Annotated in this window: 18 protein-coding genes; 11 read left to right on the forward strand and 7 right to left on the reverse strand. The window is 74.4% G+C overall.

The genetic code is table 11. From position 1 onward, the window contains the following. Positions 1 to 175 precede the first annotated feature (175 nt). Positions 176 to 1,138: an ATP-grasp domain-containing protein gene (locus tag MPTA5024_RS34020; protein ID WP_051458993.1), complete on the reverse strand. Its 963-nt coding sequence runs from the start codon at positions 1,136 to 1,138 to the stop codon at positions 176 to 178. Between the two features lie 16 nt (positions 1,139 to 1,154). After that, complete coding sequence (locus MPTA5024_RS34025) at positions 1,155 to 1,379, reverse strand: hypothetical protein (protein WP_036331858.1); 225 nt, start codon at positions 1,377 to 1,379, stop codon at positions 1,155 to 1,157. A gap of 219 nt (positions 1,380 to 1,598) precedes the next feature. On the opposite strand from MPTA5024_RS34025, the gene MPTA5024_RS34030 reads away from it, so the two are divergent. Both MPTA5024_RS34030 and MPTA5024_RS34035 read left to right on the forward strand, forming a co-directional pair. Then, positions 1,599 to 1,865: a DUF6504 family protein gene (locus tag MPTA5024_RS34030; protein ID WP_036331860.1), complete on the forward strand. Its 267-nt coding sequence runs from the start codon at positions 1,599 to 1,601 to the stop codon at positions 1,863 to 1,865. A gap of 82 nt (positions 1,866 to 1,947) precedes the next feature. Beyond that, on the forward strand, positions 1,948 to 5,448 hold the full coding sequence (locus MPTA5024_RS34035; RefSeq protein ID WP_036331862.1) for a DNA polymerase III subunit alpha: 3,501 nt from the start codon (positions 1,948 to 1,950) through the stop codon (positions 5,446 to 5,448). 826 nt (positions 5,449 to 6,274) lie between these two features. Here the strand turns inward: MPTA5024_RS34035 and MPTA5024_RS34045 are convergent. Further along, a complete protein-coding gene (locus MPTA5024_RS34045) occupies positions 6,275 to 7,174 on the reverse strand; it encodes a LysR family transcriptional regulator (protein ID WP_036332178.1) in 900 nt (299 codons plus the stop codon). Positions 7,175 to 7,250: 76 nt separating this feature from the next. Here MPTA5024_RS34045 and MPTA5024_RS34050 point away from each other — a divergent pair, with 76 nt between their 5' ends. Then, complete coding sequence (locus MPTA5024_RS34050) at positions 7,251 to 7,952, forward strand: CTP synthase C-terminal region-related (seleno)protein (RefSeq protein WP_198167550.1); 702 nt, start codon at positions 7,251 to 7,253, stop codon at positions 7,950 to 7,952. Between the two features lie 4 nt (positions 7,953 to 7,956). Here the strand turns inward: MPTA5024_RS34050 and MPTA5024_RS34055 are convergent, their stop codons facing one another. After that, entirely contained in the window at positions 7,957 to 8,970 is a 1,014-nt protein-coding gene (locus MPTA5024_RS34055; protein ID WP_036331870.1) for an LLM class F420-dependent oxidoreductase, read from the reverse strand. Positions 8,971 to 8,989: 19 nt separating this feature from the next. Further along, complete coding sequence (locus MPTA5024_RS34060) at positions 8,990 to 9,685, reverse strand: FadR/GntR family transcriptional regulator (RefSeq protein ID WP_036331874.1); 696 nt, start codon at positions 9,683 to 9,685, stop codon at positions 8,990 to 8,992. Between the two features lie 91 nt (positions 9,686 to 9,776). On the opposite strand from MPTA5024_RS34060, the gene MPTA5024_RS34065 reads away from it, so the two are divergent. From MPTA5024_RS34065 to MPTA5024_RS34075, 3 genes are read left to right on the forward strand one after another with little or no spacing between them, the layout of a single operon-like run. After that, positions 9,777 to 10,580: a (Fe-S)-binding protein gene (locus tag MPTA5024_RS34065; RefSeq protein WP_051458995.1), complete on the forward strand. Its 804-nt coding sequence runs from the start codon at positions 9,777 to 9,779 to the stop codon at positions 10,578 to 10,580. Beyond that, positions 10,577 to 12,010, forward strand: a complete 1,434-nt coding sequence (locus tag MPTA5024_RS34070) for a lactate utilization protein B (RefSeq protein ID WP_036331875.1) — start codon at positions 10,577 to 10,579, stop codon at positions 12,008 to 12,010. Before MPTA5024_RS34065 ends, MPTA5024_RS34070 begins: the two co-directional genes overlap by 4 nt. Continuing rightward, complete coding sequence (locus tag MPTA5024_RS34075; protein WP_036332180.1) at positions 12,007 to 12,624, forward strand: LutC/YkgG family protein; 618 nt, start codon at positions 12,007 to 12,009, stop codon at positions 12,622 to 12,624. Before MPTA5024_RS34070 ends, MPTA5024_RS34075 begins: the two co-directional genes overlap by 4 nt. Before the next feature lie 18 nt (positions 12,625 to 12,642). On the opposite strand, the gene MPTA5024_RS34080 is transcribed toward MPTA5024_RS34075, so the two are convergent. Together MPTA5024_RS34080 and MPTA5024_RS34085 are read right to left on the reverse strand one after the other, a co-directional pair. Beyond that, positions 12,643 to 13,710 carry a baeRF2 domain-containing protein gene (locus tag MPTA5024_RS34080; RefSeq protein WP_036331876.1) on the reverse strand — a complete coding sequence of 356 codons (1,068 nt, stop codon included), beginning with the start codon at positions 13,708 to 13,710 and terminating at the stop codon, positions 12,643 to 12,645. Positions 13,711 to 13,719: 9 nt separating this feature from the next. After that, entirely contained in the window at positions 13,720 to 14,139 is a 420-nt protein-coding gene (locus MPTA5024_RS34085) for a DUF2795 domain-containing protein (RefSeq protein WP_036331877.1), read from the reverse strand. Positions 14,140 to 14,275: 136 nt separating this feature from the next. Between MPTA5024_RS34085 and MPTA5024_RS40355 the strand changes: the two genes are divergently transcribed. The 5 genes from MPTA5024_RS40355 to MPTA5024_RS34110 all read left to right on the forward strand — a co-directional run bounded on the left by MPTA5024_RS40355 (position 14,276) and on the right by MPTA5024_RS34110 (position 21,313). Next, positions 14,276 to 15,364, forward strand: coding sequence for a GNAT family N-acetyltransferase (locus MPTA5024_RS40355; protein WP_051458996.1), 1,089 nt, complete (start codon positions 14,276 to 14,278; stop codon positions 15,362 to 15,364). A gap of 121 nt (positions 15,365 to 15,485) precedes the next feature. Beyond that, the gene (locus tag MPTA5024_RS34095) at positions 15,486 to 16,532 is read left to right on the forward strand and encodes a sirohydrochlorin chelatase (RefSeq protein WP_198167551.1); all 1,047 of its coding nucleotides are present in this window, start codon (positions 15,486 to 15,488) and stop codon (positions 16,530 to 16,532) included. 10 nt (positions 16,533 to 16,542) lie between these two features. Further along, positions 16,543 to 17,628: a nicotinate-nucleotide--dimethylbenzimidazole phosphoribosyltransferase gene (gene cobT / locus MPTA5024_RS34100; RefSeq protein ID WP_036331878.1), complete on the forward strand. Its 1,086-nt coding sequence runs from the start codon at positions 16,543 to 16,545 to the stop codon at positions 17,626 to 17,628. Between the two features lie 104 nt (positions 17,629 to 17,732). Next, positions 17,733 to 18,965, forward strand: a complete 1,233-nt coding sequence (gene cobA / locus MPTA5024_RS34105) for a uroporphyrinogen-III C-methyltransferase (protein ID WP_036331880.1) — start codon at positions 17,733 to 17,735, stop codon at positions 18,963 to 18,965. Continuing rightward, positions 18,962 to 21,313, forward strand: a complete 2,352-nt coding sequence (locus tag MPTA5024_RS34110; protein ID WP_232326757.1) for a dynamin family protein — start codon at positions 18,962 to 18,964, stop codon at positions 21,311 to 21,313. Before cobA ends, MPTA5024_RS34110 begins: the two co-directional genes overlap by 4 nt. Positions 21,314 to 21,359: the final 46 nt, after the last annotated feature.

Raw genomic sequence — 21,359 nt, forward strand, 5'->3', positions numbered from 1 at the left:
AGCAGGGCCGCGAGCAGCCCGGCCCGCGGCCCGCCGGGCGCCAGCAGGCCCTGGTCCACCATAGCGCGGGTCAGGAAGGGGACCGCCGTGCCGAGGCCGGCCGAGAGCCCGATCAGGCCGGTGATCAGGAGCACCCGCCCGGCGTACGGCCGGAACAGCGACAGCACCCTCCGGTTCATCCGGCGGCTTCGCCGTAGAGGAAGTCGCAGAACGCCTCGATCAGCGGCAGCCCCGTCATGCCTTCGACGAAGAGCCACTGGCCCTGCGGGTTGAGCTCCAGCCAGACGTACTCGCCCTCGTCCGTGAGCTTGAGGTCGAAGATCCCCATCCGCAGGTTCAGCCGCCGCAGGATCGTCAGGAGGTCGTCCTCGACGCGGCCCGGCAACCGGTGCTCCTGCGCCGGGATGTCGAGGTTCGGCCGCCAGTCAAGGTCGTCGGACTCCAGGAGCGCGGCCAGCACGCGGTCCCCGAAGACCTGCGCGCGGACGTGCCGCCGTCCGGGGACGAACTCCTGGTAGATGGCCGGGCACAGGCGGATGGACGCGTCGCCGGCGAGCAGCTCCTCGCTCACCGTCGCCGTGGCGACCGGAGCCCGCATCACCCCGTGGACGGCCTTGACGACGGCTCCCGGATGGGCGGCGCAGAACTCGCGCACCCGCTCCGGCGACTGGCTCACCAGCGTCCGCGGGATCCGCACCCCGAGATCATGGGCCGCGCGGAGCTGGACGATCTTGTTCTGCGCGTCCCAGAACGACCCGGGGTGGTCGACCCACCGGCCCCTGAACTCGGACAGCAGCATGCCCAGCGCGGCGGTGGCGGTGTCGACGTCGATGAGCTCGCGGTCGACGGGGTCGGTCACCTCGGGATTGGCCGAGGTGCGGGGGTTGCCGAGTCGCCGGAACCAGATGACGTCGGCGGTGCCGAGATCCACGGCCGTCCCGTCGGCGGCGGGGAACACGGGGCGGACGAGCCCCTGGGGAGACCAGCTGAGACCGGGCTCGCGGCCGAAGCGGTCGCTCTCGAAGATGTGGACGGTCGCCGGGTGACGGCGCTCGAGCTCCGCCTTCACCGCGTGGGCGTGCAGGTCGCGCTCATGCGTGACGACGCCGATGCGCACGGCCTTCTCCTGGACACGCATGAGCGCGACCCCCTCACTAGCCTCGGGCCGGCATGTAGTCGCAGTCGTCCCAGCCGTCACCCGAGCCGCTGATGGTCTCGTCCGGGTGCAGGTCGGGGCACGCCTCGATGTCGTACGCGCGGTCGAGCGCGAGCCGCTCGATCAGGTCGCGCTCCCACCGGGCGAGATCCGGGGCCGGGGCCGGCCTCATCCGCTCCTGACCCACGAAGATCGCGGGCCGTACCTGCGTGTCAACCGCCATCGCCTCATCCCTTCCGTGCAGGCGGACGCGGGTTCGTCCGTCTGCCGGGATCGTCGCGGCACGCGGTTGTGAGTCGTTTGGAGGACGGTTGCGTCCGGATGGGACTCGGAACTTGCGTTCGGGCTGCTGGGAACGTATGTTCGAAGTAGCGGCAATTCTGACCGAATTATCCGCCCGTCTTCCCCCGGGTGGCCACGCAGCCACAAGGGAGAAGGGGCCTTGAGCAGACTTTACGGCGAACCGATCGAGGTGTGGGTCCGGGACGGTCAGCCCGCTCAGTTCGTCTGGCGCGACCGCCTCTACGCCGTCCGCGAGGTGCAGGACCACTGGGTCGTCGCCCGCGAGTGGTGGAAGACCTCCGACGCCGATCCCGGTGAGCGGCGCTTCTGGCGCGTGGAGGCCGCCTCGGGCAGGCAGGTCGGCACGTACGAACTGCGCTTCGACACGGCCGGCGACGGCTGGCTCCTGCTGAGGGCATGGGATTGATGGGAACGCTCCAGGTTCCCGCCGCCGCGGGCGGGCCGGCACGCGCGGCGGAGACGGTCCGCGCGGAGGGGAGGCCGGGCTGATGGCGTCGTTCACACACCTGCACACCGCGTCCGCCTTCTCGCTGCGGTACGGCACGGCGTTCCCCGAGGCCCTGGTCCGCCGGGCGGCCGAGCACGGCATGGACGCGCTGGCGCTGACCGACAGGGACGGCCTGTACGGCGCGATCAAGCACATCCGGGCCTGCCACGGCACGGGCCTGGCCCCCATCGTCGGCGTCGACCTCGCGCTCGACGGCGGCCCCGCGAGCCGCGGCAGGCGGGGCGACCCCCCGCGGATCGTCGTGCTGGCCCGCTCCGGCGGCTGGGGGGCCCTGTGCCGCCTCGTGACGGCCGCCCACCACGCCGGGGAGCGCGGCGAGCCGTACGTCACGCCGGGGATGGTGGCCGAGCACGCGACCGGCCCGGACGGCGAGCCGCTGCTCGTGGTCATGCTCGGCCCCCGTTCGGGCGTCGGGCGGGCCGTCGCCGAGCGGCGGGACGACCAGGCCCGCTCCCTGCTGGCCGCGTGGCGCTCGGTCGTGCCCGACCTCGTGATCGAGGTCGCCGACCTGTTCGGCTACCGCGACGCGAACATCGCCGCGCGCATGGCGGGGCTCGCCGACTCGATGGGCGTGCCGGTCGTGCTGACCAACGCGGTCCGCTACCTGGACGCCGCCGACCACCAGGTGGGCGACGTGCTCGACGCGGCCCGCAAGCTCGTGCCCCTCGACGGACGGCACCTGGACCACCCGACGGCCCACGCGTACCTGAAGGACGGCGCCGAGATGGCCCGGATCGCCGCCCGGATCTGCGGCGGCGACTCCGGCCGCGCGGAGCGGCTGCTGGCCGAGACCCGCCGCGTCGCGGAGCGGTGCGCGCTCGACCCCGTCGCGGTCGTCCCCCTCCTCGATCCCGTCGACCCCCGGCTCCACCTGCCCGAGACGGACGCCGACCCGGTCCCGCTGCTGAGGCGCAGGTGCGAGGACGGGCTCGGCCGGCGTGGCCTGGACCGGTCGCGCGAGGCGCGGGACCGCCTGGCCGCCGAGCTCGCGGTGATCGAGAGGAAGCGGCTGTCCGGATACTTCGTGGCGGTCTCCGGGATCACCGACATGATCCGCTCGCTGGGCGTCCGCTGCGCGATCCGAGGCTCGGGCGCGGGGTGCCTGGTGAACTACCTGATCGGCATCGGCGAGGTGAACCCGCTGGACCACGGCCTGCTGATGGAGCGCTTCCTGTCCGAGGGCCGCCGGGGGCTGCCCGACATCGACATCGACGTCGAGTCCGCCCGCCGGCTCGACTGCTATCGGGCCATCCTCGACCGGTACGGCGAGGCCCGCGTGGCGTGCGTCTCGATGATGGAGACCTACCGCGCCCGCAGCGCCATCCGGGACGTCGGGTCGGCGATGGGCCTGCCGCCGCACGAGATCGACGTCATCGCCAAGGCGTTCCCGCAGGTGCGGGCCAAGCAGATCAGGGCCGCGCTGTCCGACCTGCCCGAGCTGCGGGACAGCGGGCTGAACGACCGGTCGCTGCAGGCCGTGTTCCGGCTGGCCGAACGGCTCGACGGGCTGCCCCGGCACATCGCCCTGCACCCCTGCGGCGTGCTGGTCGGCAACTCCTCGCTCCGCGAGCGCACGCCGGTCGAGCGGAGCCTGCTCGACTTCCCGATGTCGCAGTTCGACAAGGACGACGTCGAGGAGGCGGGGCTGCTCAAGCTCGACGTCCTCGGCGTGCGCATGCAGTCCGCGCTGGCCTACTCCCTCCAGGAGATCGAGCGGGTCGACGGCCGGCGGATCGACCTCGACGCGGTGCCGCACGACGACGCCGAGACCTACGACCTCATCCGCGTCAGCCGCACGCTCGGGTGCTTCCAGATCGAGTCGCCCGGGCAGCGGGAGCTGGTGGCGAAGCTGGAGCCCCGCACCATGCACGACCTGATCGTGGACATCTCGCTGTTCCGGCCGGGGCCGGTCAACTCCGACATGGTCACGCCGTACCTGGAGACCCGGCACGGCTTCCGCGCGCCGCAGTATCCGCACGAGAGCCTCCGGGAGGCGCTGCGCGAGACCAACGGCGTGGTCGTCTTCCACGAGCAGGTCCTCAAGGTCATCGACGTCATGACCGAGTGCGGGCTGTCGGAGGCGGAGCGGGCCCGCCGCGGCCTCGGCACGCCGGAGGGCCGCGAGGCCGTCCGCGCCTGGTTCGTCCCGCTCGCCCGGGAGAAGGGCTTCCCCGAGGCGACGGTGGAACAGGCATGGCACGTGCTCGACGCGTTCGGCGGGTTCGGGTTCTGCAAGGCGCACGCGGCGGCGTTCGCGCTGCCCACCTACCAGTCGGCCTGGCTGAAGCGGCACCACTCGGCGGCGTTCTTCGCCGGCGTGCTCACCCACGAGCCCGGCATGTACCCCAACCGGGTCATCCTCGACGAGGCCCGCCAGTGCGGCGTGGAGATCCTGCCGCTGGACGTCAACCGCTCGGGGGAGAGCTGGCTGGTGGAGCGGACCGGCCCGGTGCCGCCGCGCCGGCCCGGCGAGCTGCGCGTGGACGAGCTCGGCCGGGGGTACGGCCTGCGCGTGCCGTTCTCGGCCGTCAAGGGGATCAGCGACGCCGAGGTGGCCCGGATGGTGGCGGGCCGGCCCTACACCTCACTCTCCGACTTCTGGGAGCGGGCCCGCCCCTCACGGCCGGTGGCGGAGCGGATCGTGGAGGTCGGCGGGTTCGACGCGCTGCACGGGCTGCGGCCGGGGGAGCCGCGGTGGCGGCCGGGTGAGCTGACGCGGCGCGACCTGGTCGCGCAGGTCGGCGCGCTGGAGCGGGCCTCCGCGACCGGCGTGACGGCGGGGTCGGCCGTCCAGCTGCCCATGGAGTTCACCGACCGGGTCACGCCGGGGGAGCTGCCGGAGATGACCGAGGCCGAGGCCGTGGAGGCCGAGCTGGCGATCCTCGGCATGGACGTCAGCCGCCACGTGATGGCCTTCCACGACGACCTGCTCGACGCGATCGGCGTGACCCGGGCGAGGGGCCTGCTGACGTGCAGGAACGGCGCCGAGATCCTGGTGGCCGGGGTCAAGGTGGCCACCCAGACCCCCGCCGTGCGGTCGGGCCAGCGGGTCATCTTCGCCACCCTGGACGACTCGACCGGCCCGGTCGACCTGACGTTCTTCGAGTCGGTGCAGGGGCACACGGCGGCGACCGTCTTCGGCTCGTGGATGCTGGTCGCCAGAGGCGTGGTCCGGCGCACCGGGGGCAGGGCGGTCTCGCTGCGCGCCCTGCACTGCTGGAACCTCGTGGACCTCGACTGGCTGTGGCGCACCCAGGGGATCGACGCGGTCCGGGCCGCGCTGAGCGAGACCCCCGCGCCCGGCGGCGGGGTGGGCGGACGGCCGATCGAGTACGGCAACGGGTTCCGCGTGTCGCCCTACTCGGACAACGGCGCTCCGCCCGCCGCCCGCGAAGGCCGGTTCCTCGGCCGGCCCGGGGAGCCCCAGCGCCGGCTCTGGCACGCCAGCTCCGGAAGCTCGGGCCCCACCTCCGGCCGCTGAGCCGCCGCCGTCTCGCGGTACCGCCCGCCGCGGGACGGCGGCTCCGCCACGGAGCCCCTGCCGGCGCCTCCGCCCGGCGTGGCCGTCCTCCCGCCACTCCCGCGGCGCGGCGGGAGGGCGGGCGCGTGCCTGGCCGTGACCTCGCGCACGGTCGCCGCGCACAGGAGGGCGGCGACCGCCGTGGCGGCGAGCTCGGGCAGCCCCAGCCCGGTCAGCGCGTTCAGCCGCTCCGGCCGCACGACCAGCAGGGACAGCGCCGCGAGCCAGCTCAGCCACCAGCAGGCGAGCAGCACGAGCCACCGGCCGCGATCACCGGGGGCGCCCTCAGGGCCGGCGTCGCGCCAGGCCCGGTCGGCCAGGACGGGAGGGGCCACCAGGTTGACGCCCGGCACGAGCCAGGCCGCCGCCAGCACGACTCCCGGGGTCGCGGGGCGCACGCGGCGCAGCCACGTGAGGTAGGCCAGCGCCGCGGCCGTCGTCGCCGCCACGAGGACGATCATCAGCACCGCGAAGACCGTCGCCGCGCCCACGACCAGGTTGGCGCCGGGAGCGTGCGGGTCGGCGCCGAACGACGCGATCTGCCGGGCCAGCCGGCGGCCTCTGACCTGCTCGAAGACGGCCAGCGCCGCCACCGCGACGACCTGAGCGGACAGGGTCGCGTAGACCCCCGCCGCCGCCCGGCCCACCGCCGGCGACGGCCCCGAAGACGAGAGGGACCGCATGCGGTCCCCCCTGGCTGCGCTCGTCACGCCTGAGTCCTATCCCGTCCGCGCTTCCGTTAATCAGCCGTCGATCGGCGCAGTACGACCATCCTCCGTACGGGAGGTCAGCGGGCGGTGAGGGCGTGGACGACCCGCCGGGCCGGGCCGTCGGGCAGGGACCCGTGCAGCACCTCGATCCGGTGGACCAGCCGGGGCCAGGCCAGCGGCACGACGGCTCCGCAGGCCGCGGCCGAGCGGGGGAGCAGGGCGAGGCCGTGCCCGGCGGCCGCCAGGCGGGCCAGCGTCGCCACGTCGTGTCCCTCGTAGCGCATCCCGGTCCGGAACCCGTCGATCCGCGCCACCGCGCGCAGCCGGTCGAGCGGCAGCACGCCCGGGGCGTCCACCCACAGCGCGTCGGCCAGCGCGTCCAGCCGCAGCCCGGGACGGCCGGTCAGCGGGTGTCCCTCCGGGAGCACCACGACCAGCGGCTCCTCGCCGACGCCCGAGGAGGTGAGCGGGCCCACGTCCGGCAGCGCGAGGGGGTCGCTCGGCGCGGCGGGGCCGTCCACCAGAGCCAGGTCAGCCTCGCCCGACGCCGCCAGCGCCACCGCCGCGCCGGCATCGGCCGTCCGCACGGTGACCGTCCCCGCCGCGGCCGGGCTGTCCGCGGACCCCTCAGGGGCCGGGCCGGCGGCCGCCCTGGCCAGGGCCGCGGCAGTGGCAGGGGTGACGGCCAGGGGCGAGGCGGCCACGGTGACCACCTGCGACTCGGCCACCACCCGGGCGACGTCGGCCCGGGCGGCCCGCAGGCGCAGCAGGAGCGGACCGGCGTGCTCGAGCAGCCGCTCGCCCGCCCGCGTCGGCCGGACCGGGCGGCGCAGCAGCAGGGGGACGCCGAGGTCGGCCTCCAGCGCCGCGATCTGCTGGGACACCGCGGGCTGCGTGTACCCGAGCCGGTCGGCGGCGGCGGAGAACGACCCCTCGCGGACCACGGTCACGAACGTGCGCAGCAGATGCGGATCCACGTCCATCAGCATCGCTTATCGACGGAGCAGAAATCATCATTTGTGGTTACCTCGCCTCGTCGTCAGCATGGACGGCATGGCACCGCGCATCGCCCTGGTCGGCGACAGATCGCCCAGCGTCCGCTCCCACACCCGGATCCCGCTGATCCTCGACGCCCTGCGTGAGCGGGACGGTCTCACGCTCGACGCCTACTGGATCCCCACCGACGAGGCGTCGGGGCTGAGCGGGTTCGACGGCGTGTGGATCCTGCCCGGCAGCCCGTACCGCAGTGAGCGGGGTGCCGTCGACGCGGCCCGCGCCGCCCGGGAGGGCGGGATCCCGCTCCTGGGCACGTGCGCGGGCTTCCAGCACGCGCTGCTGGAGTACGCCAGGAACGTGTGCGGCCTGGCGGCGGCGCACGCGGAGAACGACCCGGCCGCGCCCGACCCGCTGATCCAGCCGCTGAGCTGCTCGCTCGCGGGGCACGAGGCGGCCGTGCGGACGGTCCCCGGCTCGCTGTTCGAGCGCCTCACGGGCGTGGACACGACCGTCGAGCGCTACTTCTGCTCCTTCGGCCCCAACCCGGCCTACCTCGACGTCCTGGAGTCCCACGGCATGCGGTTCACCGGGTACGACGAGGCGGGCGAGGTGAGGGCGGCCGAGCTGCCCGGCCACCCCTTCTACCTGCTGACGCTCTTCCAGCCGGAGCTGGCCGAGCGGCCGCCGCACCCGCTGGTCCGCGCCTTCGCGCGGGCCGTCTGCGCGCACGCGCAGAGCCGGGCGGATCGGGTCGCCTGACCGCTCAGCCCAGCACGAGGTCGCGGATCGCGGCGAGCGCCGGCTCGTCGCGGGGTCCCATCACCAGCAGGTTCGTCACGGGGCTCTTGCGCCACAGGTCGAGCCGCTCGCGGATGCGGCCGATCGGGCCGAGGAGCGCGATGCCGTCGGCCAGCTCGTCGGGGATCGCGGCGAACGCCTCGTCGCGGCGGCCGGCCAGGTAGAGGTCCTGGATCCGCTCCGCGGCCTCGGCGTACCCCATCCGGCCGACGATGTCGGCGTGGAAGTTGCGGGTGCGCGCGCCCATGCCGCCGATGTACAGCGTGAGCATGGTCTTGACCGCGTCGAGCGCGGACCGCAGGTCGTCGGTGACGACGACCAGGACCATGGCCGCGATGTCGAAGCCGGGGGCGGCGCCCGCGAGGGCCTCGCCGTACATCGTCCGCATCTTCTCGGGGTGCGCGAACAGCGGGAGCCAGCCCTGCGCGACCTCGGTGGCCAGCGCGACGTTCTTGGGTCCTTCGGCGCCCAGGTAGAGGGGGATGTCGGCGCGCAGGGGGTGGGTGATGAGCTTGAGCGGCTTGCCGAGCCCGCCGGGCAGCGGCAGCGGGTGATGCGGGCCGGGGGAGGTGACCGGCTCCTCCCGCCGCCAGACCTTCCGCATGATCTCCACGTACTCGCGGGTCCGCGCGAGCGGCCGCCCGAACGGCTGGCCGTACCAGCCCTCGACGACCTGCGGCCCGGACGCGCCGATGCCGAGCATCAGCCGTCCGCCGGTGAGATGGTCGAGCGTCATCGCGGTCATCGCGGTGGTCACCGGCGGGCGGGCCGACATCTGGGCCACGCTCGTGCCGAGCTTGATCCTGCTGGTGCGGGCGCCGTACCAGGAGAGGGGGGTGAAGGCGTCGCTGCCGTACGCCTCGGCCGTCCAGACCGACTCGTAGCCCAGCCGCTCGGCGGTCAGGACGAGGTCGGTGGCGTCGACGGGGTCGCGCTGCCAGTACCCGAGGTTGAGCCCGAGTCTCAGATCGTCAGCCACACCGAGATTAGAACACGTTCTAGCCAGGCTGACCAGGCGGGTAGGCCCGGGCCAGGTGGTCGGCGATCGCGTCGGCCGCCCCGGCCGCGTCGCCGTCCCGGACGGCCGCGTGGATCCGCCGGTGGTCGGCCTGCAGGTCGCCGGTGTCGCCGAGCCGTACGACCGCGTCGACCGCGTAGCGGTGCACGGCCTCCCGGAGCGCGCGCATGATCGCGGCGGTCAGGCGGTTGCCCGAGGCCTCGGTGATCGCCAGGTGGAACGCGACGTCGTGCTCGACGAACGCATGGGGGCTCGTGGCCTCGTCCATCGCGGCGAGCGCGCGGGCCATCTCCTCCAGCCCCGCCCCCGAGCGCGCCGCCCGCACGACCGACCACTGCTCGATCATCAGCCGGGTGTCGACCGCCTCGCGCATCGAGAGCGCGGCGAGGCCGAGGTGCAGCCGGACCAGGTCGGTGAGCGCGCTGCCGGGCCGCGAGGTGAGCACGGCCCCGGCGTCCGGCCCCCGGCCCGCCTGCGACGAGACGACGCCCAGCGTCTCCAGCACGCGCAGCGCCTCGCGCACCGACGAGCGGCCGACCTTGAGCTGCTCGGCGAGCTGCCGCTCGCCCGGGAGGCGGTCGCCCGCGGTGAGCCCGTCGGCCAGGATGCGCTCCTCGATGCGGGCCAGGACCTCCTCGAACGCGCGCGGGCGGCGCCCCCCGTCGCTGTCGGTCATCTGCTGCTCCTCAGGTGCCCCGTGGTGCGGGCGACGGCGTCCGTTGTATGGTCTGACCATATTTGGTCTGACCATACTCGCGGGAGGGCTCGTGCGGGTCGCCCTGTTCGTCACCTGTGTCAACGACACGTTGTTCCCCGGGACCGGCCGGGCGGTCGTGACCCTGCTGCGCCGCCTGGGCGTCGACGTGGACTTCCCGATGGCGCAGACCTGCTGCGGGCAGATGCACGTCAACACGGGGTACCGCGACGAGGGCGCCCGGCTCGCCCGCCGGACGGTGGCCGCCTTCCACGGGTACGACGCCGTGGTGATGCCCTCGGGGTCCTGCGCGGCGATGGTGCGCGAGCAGTACCCCCGGCTGACGGGAGGGCCGCAGGCGCCGCCGGGACTGCGGGCGGCGGTGGACGAGCTGGTGCCCCGGACGTACGAGCTGACCGAGTTCCTCGTCGACGTGCTCGGCGTGACGGACGTGGGGGCGTACTTCCCGCACCGGGTCACCTACCACCCGACGTGCCACTCCCTGCGCGGGCTGCACCTCGGCGACCGCCCGCTGGCCCTGCTGCGGCAGGTCGGGGGTCTGGAACTGGTCCCCCTGCCGAACGCCGAGGAGTGCTGCGGCTTCGGCGGCACGTTCGCGGTGAAGAACGCCGGCGTCTCGGCGGCCATGTGCGCCGACAAGGTGCGCAACGTGCTCGACACCGGCGCCGAGGTCCTGTGCGCCGCCGACAACTCCTGCCTCATGCACATCGGCGGCACGCTCGGCCGCCAGCGGACCGGCGTACGGGTGATGCACCTGGCCGAGATCCTGGCCGCCACCGAGGCCGCCACCGAGGCCGCCACACGGGACGGCGCCGAGCGGGCGGCGTCCGCCCGGCGTCCGGGAGCCGCCCGATGAGCCGCACCTTCCTCGGCATGCCGGGCGCCGCGCCCCGCTCCGGGGACGAGGGCTTCCCCGAGCGGGCGGCCAAAGCCCTGCGGGACTCGCAGCTGCGGTTCAACCTCCGCAAGGCCACCCGGACGATCCGGGCCAGGCGGGCGGGCGTGGTGGCGGAGCTGCCCGACTGGGCGGAGCTGCGCCGGGCGGGCAAGGAGATCAAGGACCACACGCTGCGGCACCTCGACACCTACCTGATCCAGCTGGAGGAGGCCGTCACCAAGGCGGGCGGGCACGTCCACTGGGCCGCCGACGCGGCCGAGGCCAACCGGATCGTCGCGGGGATCGTCAAGGCGACCGGCGAGACCGAGGTCGTCAAGGTCAAGTCGATGGCGACCCAGGAGATCGGGCTCAACGAGGCCCTGCTCGCCGAGGGCGTCACCGCGTACGAGACCGATCTGGCCGAGCTGATCGTGCAGCTCGGGGACGACTGGCCGTCGCACATCCTGGTGCCGGCCATCCACCGCAACCGGTCGGAGATCCGGGAGATCTTCACCCGGAGGATGGCCGGCTGGGGACGCCCGGCGCCGGAGGACCTGTCCGACGACCCGGCCGCGCTGGCCGAGGCGGCCCGCCTCCACCTGCGGGAGCGGTTCCTGTCGACCAGGGTCGCGATCTCCGGGGCCAACTTCGCGGTCGCCGAGACCGGCACGCTGGTGGTGCTGGAGTCCGAGGGCAACGGCCGGATGTGCCTCACGCTGCCCGAGACCCTGATCACGGTGCTGGGTATCGAGAAGCTCGTGCCCACCTGGCGCGACCTGGAGGTCTTTCTCCAGCTCCTGCCGCGGAGCTCGACGGGCGAGCGGATGAACCCGTACACCTCGATGTGGACGGGGGCCACGGAGGGGCAGGAGTTCCATCTCGTCCTGCTCGACAACGGGCGGACCGGCGTGCTGGCCGACGAGGTCGGCCGTCAGGCCCTGCGCTGCATCCGCTGCTCGGCCTGCCTCAACGTCTGCCCCGTGTACGAGAGGGTGGGCGGCCACGCGTACGGCTCGGTCTACCCCGGGCCGATCGGGGCGATCCTCACCCCGCAGTTGCGCGGGATGGGGTCGGAGCTCGACCGCTCGCTGCCGTACGCCTCCTCGCTGTGCGGCGCCTGCTACGAGGTCTGCCCGGTGGCCATCGACATCCCCTCCGTCCTGGTCGAGCTGCGGGGGAAGGGCCGTCACCATCTGGCCGAGCGGACCGGCATGGCGGCGGCGGGATGGGTCCTGGAGCGATCGGGCCGGCTCGCCCGCATGCAGCGGCTCGGCGGCAGGCTCAGAAAGCTCGCCCCCGGGCGGCTGCCCGGCCCCCTGGGAGGCTGGACCGACACCCGGGACCTCCCGCCGATCCCCGAGGAGTCCTTCCGCGACTGGTGGAACCGGACGGACGGAGGCCGCCGATGAGCTCCAGGGAACGCGTCCTGGCCCGGGTGCGGGCGGCGGTCGCCGGCGCGCCCGACCCCGAGATCCCCCGCGGCTACCGGGGGCCCGGGGCCCTGCCGGCGGACGGCGCGGTGGACCTGTTCGCCGAGCGGGTGCGCGACTACCGGGCGGTCGTGCGCGTCCTGCCCGAGTCCGAGGCGGCGGAGCAGGTCGCCCGGTCCCTCGCCGAGCGCCGGGCCGGCCGGGTCGTCGTGCCCGGCGGCTTCCCCCGGGCGCTGCTCACCGCCCCGGACGTCCAGTGGGTCACCGACGACCCGCCCCTGACCGCGGCCGCGCTCGACGCGGTGGACGGGGTGGTGACCACGTGCGCGGTCGCCGTGGCGGAGACCGGCACGATCGTGCTCGACGCCGGCCCCGGGCAGGGCCGCCGGGCGCTCACGCTCGTGCCGGACTACCACCTGTGCCTGGTGCGGGCCGGACAGATCGCGCCCGGCGTGCCGGACGCCCTCGCCCGGCTGGACCCGGTACGGCCGCAGACCTGGATCAGCGGCCCCTCGGCGACCAGCGACATCGAGCTGAACCGCGTCGAGGGCGTGCACGGCCCCCGGACGCTGGAGGTGCTGATCCTGACCTGACGGCCCCGCACGGGCCGCTCAGAAGCGGAGCAGGGCGCCCACGCCGTCCGGGGAGTCGATGTGGTCGACGAACCGGATCTCGGCGTCCGTCATCGCGGCGGCCCGGGCCAGCGCGGCGTCGGCCCGCTCCTCGAAGGGCTCCGCGACCCCCCACGTCAGCAGGTCGGCCCGATCGGTGGACAGGTGGGTGGGCTCCGGCCCGGCCCACACGGTCGCCGTGGACGAGGGGTCGTCGCGCAGCAGCACGGTCCCCACCCGCCGCTCCCGCAGGGCCCGCGCCGTCTCCTGCAGCCCCGCCACGGCGTTCCCACCGGCGAAGGCGTCCAGCAGCTCGTCGCGGCGCCGGTCGAGCCAAGCGGCGCACGCCCGCTCCACCTCGGCCTCGAACGGGCCGGGGGCGGCGCCCGCGGCCCGGCTGCCGTGCTCGGCCACCGCGAGCCGCCGCAGCGTCTCCTTGCACAGACGGTCGACGACCAGGCCGCGCGCCTTCGGGTCGCCCGCGAGCACGACGACCTCCGCGCCGGTCCCGTGGACCTCCTTGTCGACGACCTCCGCGACCGCGACCGCGTTGCGGCGCCAGGTCTCCTCGACGTCGCGCTCGTACCGCGACTGCGACCAGCCGCCCTGCCCCGTCTTCTGCATCGGCCACTCGGCGGCCTCGACGGTGAGCTCGCGCCGGCCGCCCCCGGCGACCACGACCACGTCGGCCCCCGCGTGGTCGGCCAGCACCCTGATGTGGGGCACCCGTTCCCCGCGCTGGGCGAGCAGCGGCACCACGTGGGGGAGCGGCGCCCAGCGGGCGGTCTCGCGGCGCGGCGGCGCGGCCAGGGGCTCGGTCAGCACGACCTGCCCGCCGCGGGCGAACACGGCCCGCCCGGGCGCGGTGCGCGCCGGGTCGAGCACGAGCTCGGAGATCGCCTCCAGGACGCCGGCGGTGGCCCCGGCCACGGCCAGCCGCTCGCGCAGCACCGCCCAGCGCCGCTGGACGACGTTGGCCGACCCTTCCAACGACCGGTCGGTGTCCAGGTACACCGAGGCGAACGGCCCGGGCCCGTCGTAGAGCCCCCGGATGAAATCGAGTCTCAACGGCCCTCCCTACCAGCGCTGACGTTCCAACCCCAGTCCGAGCGCCTCGGCGACCTCCCCGACGTTCCGGAAGTCCCTGTCCGGGAGGCGGCGCACGGCGTCCGTCACGGCGTCGGGGGCGTTGCGCTCCTCGGCGTGGGCGAGCAGCTTGCCGGGCCCGGCGGGGTAGCCGGCGTCGCTCAGCCACTTGGCCAGGTTGCTGCGGCGCTCCACGTCGGCGGGGGTGATCCCGGCGGGGGTGCCGGGCTCGCGGCCGGGCGGCTGCCGCCGGTGCGGGGTCAGGTCGTCCTCCGGCTGCTGGGTGGGCTCGGGCTCGCGCCACTCCTCGGCCCGGCTGCTGCCCGCGCCCTGCACGATGCCCTGGGTCTCGTGCTTCTGCTCCTCGTCCAGACGGGGGCCGTGCTTGTCGCTCCCGCGTTGGATGCTCATGACCTCACCTCCCGATTAGGGTCACTGTCGTGGCTCGTACCCGGCCCCTCTGCCCCAAACATGGACCCCGGCAGAAGGGCGTACGGTGCTCTACCGATGGCGGGCGACGGATCCGCCGAGTTCATGGAGTGATGCGGTGTTCGACGAGCAGCTGACGATCACCACGGAGCGGCTGGTCCTGCGGCCGTTCGGCCCCCGCGACGTCGCCGAGGTCCGGCAGGTGATCGCGGACGGCGCGCACACGACGGCGCTGCCGCCCGGCGCGCCCGGCCACGCCTCGGGGATCGGGCAGTGGCTGTCCCACGGCGTCCACGAGCTGTGGCGGTCCGGCCAGGGCATCCATCTCGCGATGTTCTCCAAGGAGGGTGTGGTCGGCTCGATCAGCCTGTTCAAGGCCCAGTGGGGCGCGGGCACGGCCGAAGTGGGCTACGGCGTCCACCCGGCGCACCGGCGGCGGGGGTACGCCACCGAGGCCGTCCGCGGGCTCACCTCACGGCTGCTGGGCGAGGGCGTGCTGCGGCGGGTCGAGCTGCGGGCGAACGCCGACAACGTGGCGTCGGTCCGGGTCGCGGAGAAGGCGGGGTTCACCCGCGAGGGACTGCTGCGCGGCGCCGGGTTCGAGGACGACGGCCCCCACGACCTGCTCGTCTTCGGCCTGCTGCAGGGCGACGGCCGCCCGGGGCTCCAGCGGCGCATCGAGAGCGACCGCCTCGTGCTGCGCCCCTTCGCCCGGCGCGACGCCTTCGACATCGTCGACGCCGTGCGCGACGACCCCGAGATCAACCGCTGGATGACGTGGGCCGCCGGCTACACCCTGGAGCGGGCGCTGGAGTGGTGCACGCGGCTCGCGCACTCGGCGGGGCCGGGCTATGGTGGCCACTTCGCGATCGAGCCGCGCGACGGGGGGCGCCTGGCCGGGGCGATCGGGGTGCAGCGGGAGGACCACGAGCGTGGCGACGCCGAACTTGGGTACTGGCTCGCCCCGTGGGCCCGGGGGAACGGGTATGCCGCCGAGGCCACGCGGATGGTCGCGGCCTACCTGTTCAGCCTCGGGTTCCACCGGGTGCACCTGCTGGTCGCGCGGGGGAACCTCGCCAGCCAGGCGGTCGCGCGGAGGGCCGGGTTCATCGAGGAGGGCATCCTGCGCCAGGCCCTCCCGGTCGCGGGCGGCCGGGCCGACGCGATCATCTATAGCGTCCTGAACGGGGAAATTTCATGGCAATAGGTAAAGAATTGCCCTTTCACCTGGGCTGGAGGGTCAAGGGACGCCCATGATTGGGCCTGCGGGGCTATCCTCGCCAAGCCGGATCAGGAACTCGCAGGTCAAGGCATGGGAGATCAGCTAGATGAAACCGCCGCTGCTGCTCATCGGCCATGGCACCCACGATGAGACCGGCGTGGCCGAGTTCGGCCGGTTCGTGCACCGCCTCCGCTGCCGCCTCGACGGGCTGCCCGCCGAGGTGAGCGGCGGCTTCATCACGAACGCGCGCCCCCCGCTCGCCGACTCGATCGCCTCCCTCGTGGCCAGGGGGCATCACCACCTGATCGCGGTGCCGCTCAGCCTCACCGGCGACCGCAACGCGCTCGGGGACGTTCCCGGGACGATGGCGCTGGAGCAGGAGCGCCACCCCACGCTGGAGTACGACCTCGGCCGCTCGCTCGGCCCCGACCCCCGGGTGCTGCGCCTGCTCGCCGAGCGGCTCGCAGACGCCCGCGCCGAGATGCCCCGGTTCGTCACCGAGGAGCCGCCCGTCGAGATCGCCCCGAACGAGACCGCCGTGGTGCTCGTCGGTCACGGGTCCACCGACCCCGCCGTGAACGCCGAGGTCCATCGGGTCTCACGGCTGTTCTGGGAGACCCACGTCCCCGACCTGCTCACGGTCGAGACCGCGTACGTCTCCCACGCCCGGCCCGGCGTGCCCGGCGGCCTGGAGCGCTGCCGCAGGCTCGGGGCCAAGCGCGTGATAGTCCTGCCGTACGTGCTGTTTGCCGGGGCCGTGCTGGAGCGCATCTGGGCCCAGGCCCTCGCGTACGGCGCCAACCACGAGGGGCTCGACATCCGCTGCGCCGAGGTCATCGGCGACTGCGAGGGCCTGGCCGACGTGGTCATCGACCGGTACGAGGAGGCCCTGGCGGGCGCCGGCGTGTCCTCGGCACCGGCCCGGGTCCGCCCGCGCCCGGCCGTCCGCGAGATCCGCACGGGCGTCCCCGTGTCGCCGCGGGAGGCGGTCCCGGACCTCGACGGCGGCCTGGACGTCGACCCCGGCCTGGAGGCCGATCTCGAGGCCGTGGAGGCCGAGATCGAAACGGAGATGGAGGCGAAGCTGGACAATGGGCCCGGCGGCGTGGGGACCGGCCCCCTCGCCCAGCCAGGAGTCCCCAGCGCCGTCTAAGGAGTGACCGATGACCCCCCTCGATGAGGCGATCGACGCGATCCGGCCGATCGACGCCCGCGCGATCGCCGAGGCCCGCGCCCACCAGGACCGGCTGACCAAGCCGCGCGGCTCGCTCGGCGTCCTGGAGGACGTGGCGGTCCAGCTGTCGGGGATCGCAGGGGTCTGCCCGCCGCCGATGCCGGTCCCGGCCGCGCTCGCCATCTTCGCGGCCGACCACGGCGTGCACGCCCAGGGGGTGTCGCCCTGGCCGCAGGAGGTCACCGCGCAGATGGTGGCCAACTTCACCGCCGGAGGGGCGGTCGCCAACGCGTTCGCCGCGCAGGCCGGCGTCTCCGTCACGGTCGTCGACGTCGGCGTGGCGGCCGACCTGCCGCCCGCCCCCGGCCTGGTCTCCCGCAAGGTCGCGTACGGCACGGCCGACCTGTCCCAGGGCGCCGCGATGACGCCCGACCAGGCCGCCGAGGCGCTGGCCGTGGGCGTGCGGACGGCTCGCGACCTGGTCGCGGCCGGGAACCGCTGTCTCATCACCGGCGACATGGGCATCGCGAACACCACCGCCTCCGCGGCGCTGGTCTGCGCCTTCGCCGGCCGGGAGCCCGCCGCGGTCACCGGGCGCGGCACGGGCATCGACGACGAGACCCACCTCCGCAAGATCGAGGTCGTCCGGCGGGCCCTGCGCGTCAACGGCATCCCGGAGGCGGGAGCCGTACAGGAGGGGCGGGACGCGGCCCTGCGGGCGCTCGCCGCGGTCGGCGGCCTGGAGCACGCGGCCATCGCCGGGTTCGTCCTCGGCGGGGCGGCGGCGCGGGTGCCGGTCGTCCTCGACGGCGTGATCGCCGGGTCGGCCGCGCTGGTGGCCGCCGCGCTCGCGCCCGACGCGGTGGGTCACTGCGTCGCCGGGCACCGCTCGGCCGAGCCGGGCCACGCCGCCGCGCTCACGCACCTCGGGCTGCGCCCGCTCGTCGACCTCGAACTGCGTCTCGGCGAGGGGACCGGCGGCCTGCTCGCCCACCCGCTGGTCAGCGCCGCCGTCCGCGTGATGCACGACGTCGCCACCTTCGACTCCGCGGGCGTCGCCGACAAGGACGGCTGAGCCGTCCAGGACGGATAAGTCTCATCTGGTGAATGCCCCCGGAGACCACCGGGTAGGTTTGCGTCCTAACAAGGCACGCTTGACGCATTAGGGAGACTGGGGTCATGGCGCCCTACCTGCTCGGCCTCCGCCTCAACGGGAGGCGTGTGCTCGTCGTCGGCGGCGGACGCGTCGCCCAGCGGCGCGTCCCCGCCCTGCTCGACGCCGGGGCCTCCGTCACCCTGATCTCGCCCGGCGTCACCCCGGCGCTCGACGACCTCATCGCCGACGGCCGGGTGACCTGGGAGCGCCGGCCGTACCAGGTGGGCGACTGCGACGGCGCCTGGCTGGTGCACGCCTGCACCGACCAGCGGGAGGTCAACACCGCCGTCGCCGCCGAGGCCGACGCCAAGCGGATCTGGTGCGTGCGCGCCGACGACAAGGACGCCAGCGCCGCGTGGACCCCGGCGAGCGGCAGGGTCGACGAGGTCGGCGTGGCCGTGACCGCCGGGGGCGACCCCCGGCGGGCCGCCGGCATCCGCGACGCGATCGTCGGGGCGCTCCGCGACGGCACCGTCGAGGCCCGGCGCCACCGCACCAAGCCCGTGGGGGTCGCGCTCGTCGGCGGAGGCCCCGGCGACCCGGGCCTGATCACCGTCCGGGGGCGCCAGCTGCTGGCCCAGGCCGACGTGGTCGTGGCCGACCGGCTCGCCCCCCGCGCCCTCCTCGACGAGCTGCCCGCGGACGTCGAGCTCATCGACGCCGCCAAGGTCCCGTACGGCCGGTCGCTGTCGCAGGAGCGGATCAACGAGCTGCTCGTCGAGCACGCCCGGCAGGGCAAGTTCGTGGTCCGGCTCAAGGGGGGCGACCCGTTCGTCTTCGGCCGCGGCGGCGAGGAGATGATCGCCTGCGCCCGCGCCGGCATCCCCGTCGTCGTGGTTCCCGGCATCACCAGCGCGGTCGCCGTCCCCGGTGCGGCCGGGATCCCGGTGACCCATCGCGGGGTCAGCCAGGAGTTCCACGTGATCTCGGTCCACGTGGCGCCGGACGACCCGAGGTCGACGGTCGACTGGCCGGGACTGGCGAGATCAAAGGGAACCCTGATACTTCTGATGGCGGTCGAACGCATCCGGGAGATCGCCGAGACCCTGCTCCGAGACGGACGTTCGCCGGAAACTCCCGTAATGGTGGTACAGGACGGTACTCTTCCCACCCAGCGAGCTGTTACCGCCACGCTCTCCACGGTGGCGGAACGGGTGACCGCGGCCGGGGTTCGGCCCCCGGCGATCGTGATCGTCGGTGAGGTCGTCACAGTCGGCCAGGAGATCGAAATGGTGCGAGCGGAGCGGGTCCCGTGAAATCGGCAGCCAGGAAGACCCCCGACCACAAGCCCGCCAGGAAATCCGGCGACGCCGTGACCGAGGAGCCGGTCATCGAGGAGCAGCCCGAGTCGCCGGGGGAGCAGACGATCACGTTCCGTCCCATCCAGGACGGCGATCCGGCCCCCGAGCCCGCCGGCTCTGGCGACGATCCCGCCTCCGCGGACGGCGACGACGGTGGAACGTCCCAGAGCCGCCCCGCGCCAAACGGGTCCGCCGCGGACGCCGGGGCGGAGGCTGGGGACGAGGACGTACCGGAGGCCGGCGCCGACGCCGCGGCCGGTCCCGAGGTCGCCGCGGCCGGGCCTGAGGACGCTGGCGGGAGCGGCGGTGACCGCGGCGGAGGGGACGCCGGGAACGGCGCGGACATACCGGCCGCGGAGACAGGGACGGCGCCCGCCGCCGAGAGCGAGACCGCCGCGAGCAGCGGTGACGACGCCGCCGGAGACGCGGCCGCGCCGGCGGGCGACGGCGACGAGGTCCCCGGCCGCGATGGCGACGACGAGGTCGGCACCGGCCGCGACGCCGCAGAAAGCGAGACGGCCGGGGGCGAGTCGGCTGAGATTGAGACGGCTGAGAACGAGACGGCCGGGGACGACGGCGGCGCCCCGGCAGGCCAGACGGGCGGGAGCACCGGCCGGATCCGCGAGATGCCGCTGCCCGACCCGGTATCCGAGGCGCTGACCAAGGCCCTCGACCAGCTCCGCGTCGCCGTCAAGGGCCTGCACTTCGGGCTGGACGTCCCCGGGTCCGACGAGGCGCGCAAGGCCCAGGCGGCCGTGCTGGCCCAGATCGACGACTATGTCATCCCCCGCGTCCACATGAGCACGGCCCCCGCCCTGATCGTGGTGGCGGGCTCCACCGGCGCGGGCAAGTCCACCCTGGTCAACACGCTGGCCGCGCAGAAGGTCACGGCCACGGGCGTACGCCGGCCGACGACGTCGGTGCCCGTCCTGGCCTGCCACCCCGACGACCGCGACTGGTTCGCCAAGGGCGACCTGCTCGGCGGCCTGAACCGGCTCGACGAGCCGGCGGACGGGGCCGGGACCGACAGCGTCGTGGTCGTCCCGACCCCCCGGCTGCCGCAGGGCGTGGCCCTGCTCGACACGCCCGACATCGACTCGGTGGTCGAGGCGCACCACGACTCCGCGCACCGCATGCTCGACGCGGCCGACCTGTGGGTGTTCGTCACCACCGCCGCCCGGTACGCCGACGCGCCCTCCTGGGGCCTGCTGCGGCGGGCCAAGGAGCGCGGCGCCCGGCTGGTGATCGTGCTGTCCCGGGTGCCGTCGAGGTCGCGCGACGTCATCGTCAAGCACTTCGGCCGGATGCTCGACGAGTACGGCATGGGTGAGGTCGAGCGCTTCGTCGTCAACGAGACGAGCGTGCGCGACGGCCGTCTGCCGGAGATCGAGATCACCGAGCTGCGGATGTGGCTGGCCGAGCTGTCCGTGGACGACGAGCGCCGTACGGCCGCCGTGCAGGCGACGCTGAACGGCGTGCTCAACAGCTTCCGGAGCCGCCTGCCGGCCTTGGCCCGGCACCTGGAGACCCAGGTGGCGCTGCGGGCCGACCTGCGCTCCGACGTCGACGCGGCGTACACGGGCGCGCTGGCGGAGATCGACGAGGCCACCAGGAACGGCTCGCTGCTGCGCGGCGAGGTGCTGGCCCGCTGGCAGGACTTCGCCGGATCGGGCGACCTCATGCGGACCCTGCAGCTGCGCCGCGGGTCGAAGGGCTCGCACCAGGGACCGGAGCGCGTACGGGCACTGAAGGCCTCCTTACGCACCGGCCTGGAGTCCGTGATCACCTCGGCCGCCCAGCGGGCCGCGGAGGAGGTCGTCGCGCGGTGGCGGCAGCGGGCGGGCGCGGGCGACCGGCTCGCGGCGACGCCGGGCCTCGGCCGCCCCTCGGAGGAGGTCATGCGCAGGACCTCCCGCACCATCACCTCCTGGCAGGACCACGTGACCGAGCTGATCCGCACGGAGGGCGTGACGAAGCGCTCGGTCGCCAAGATCATCTCGTTCGACGTGGAGTCGCTGTCCCTGATCTTCACGGTCGGCCTGCTCGGCTACGGCACGGCGGACGTGTCCGTCGGCTCGGGCACCAGCGCGCTGCCCCAGCGGCTGCTGCGCGGCCTGCTCGGCGCCGAGTCGCTGCGCAGCATCAGCGCCAAGGCCAGGAGCGACCTGCGCGCCCGGATCGGCCTGCTGTTCGACGAGGAGACGCTCCGGTACGTGGACGCTCTCGACAGCGCCGGCATCCCGGACGAGGCCGCCGCCACCCGCCTGTACCAGGCGACGTACAACCTCGAGGTCGCGCGATGACGGAACCGGACCGTCGCGCGGGCACTCACGCAACGACGGTGGGGAA

Origin of the sequence: Microbispora sp. ATCC PTA-5024 (assembly GCF_000511135.2) — a bacterium.
GTDB classification, from domain to species: domain Bacteria; phylum Actinomycetota; class Actinomycetes; order Streptosporangiales; family Streptosporangiaceae; genus Microbispora; species Microbispora corallina.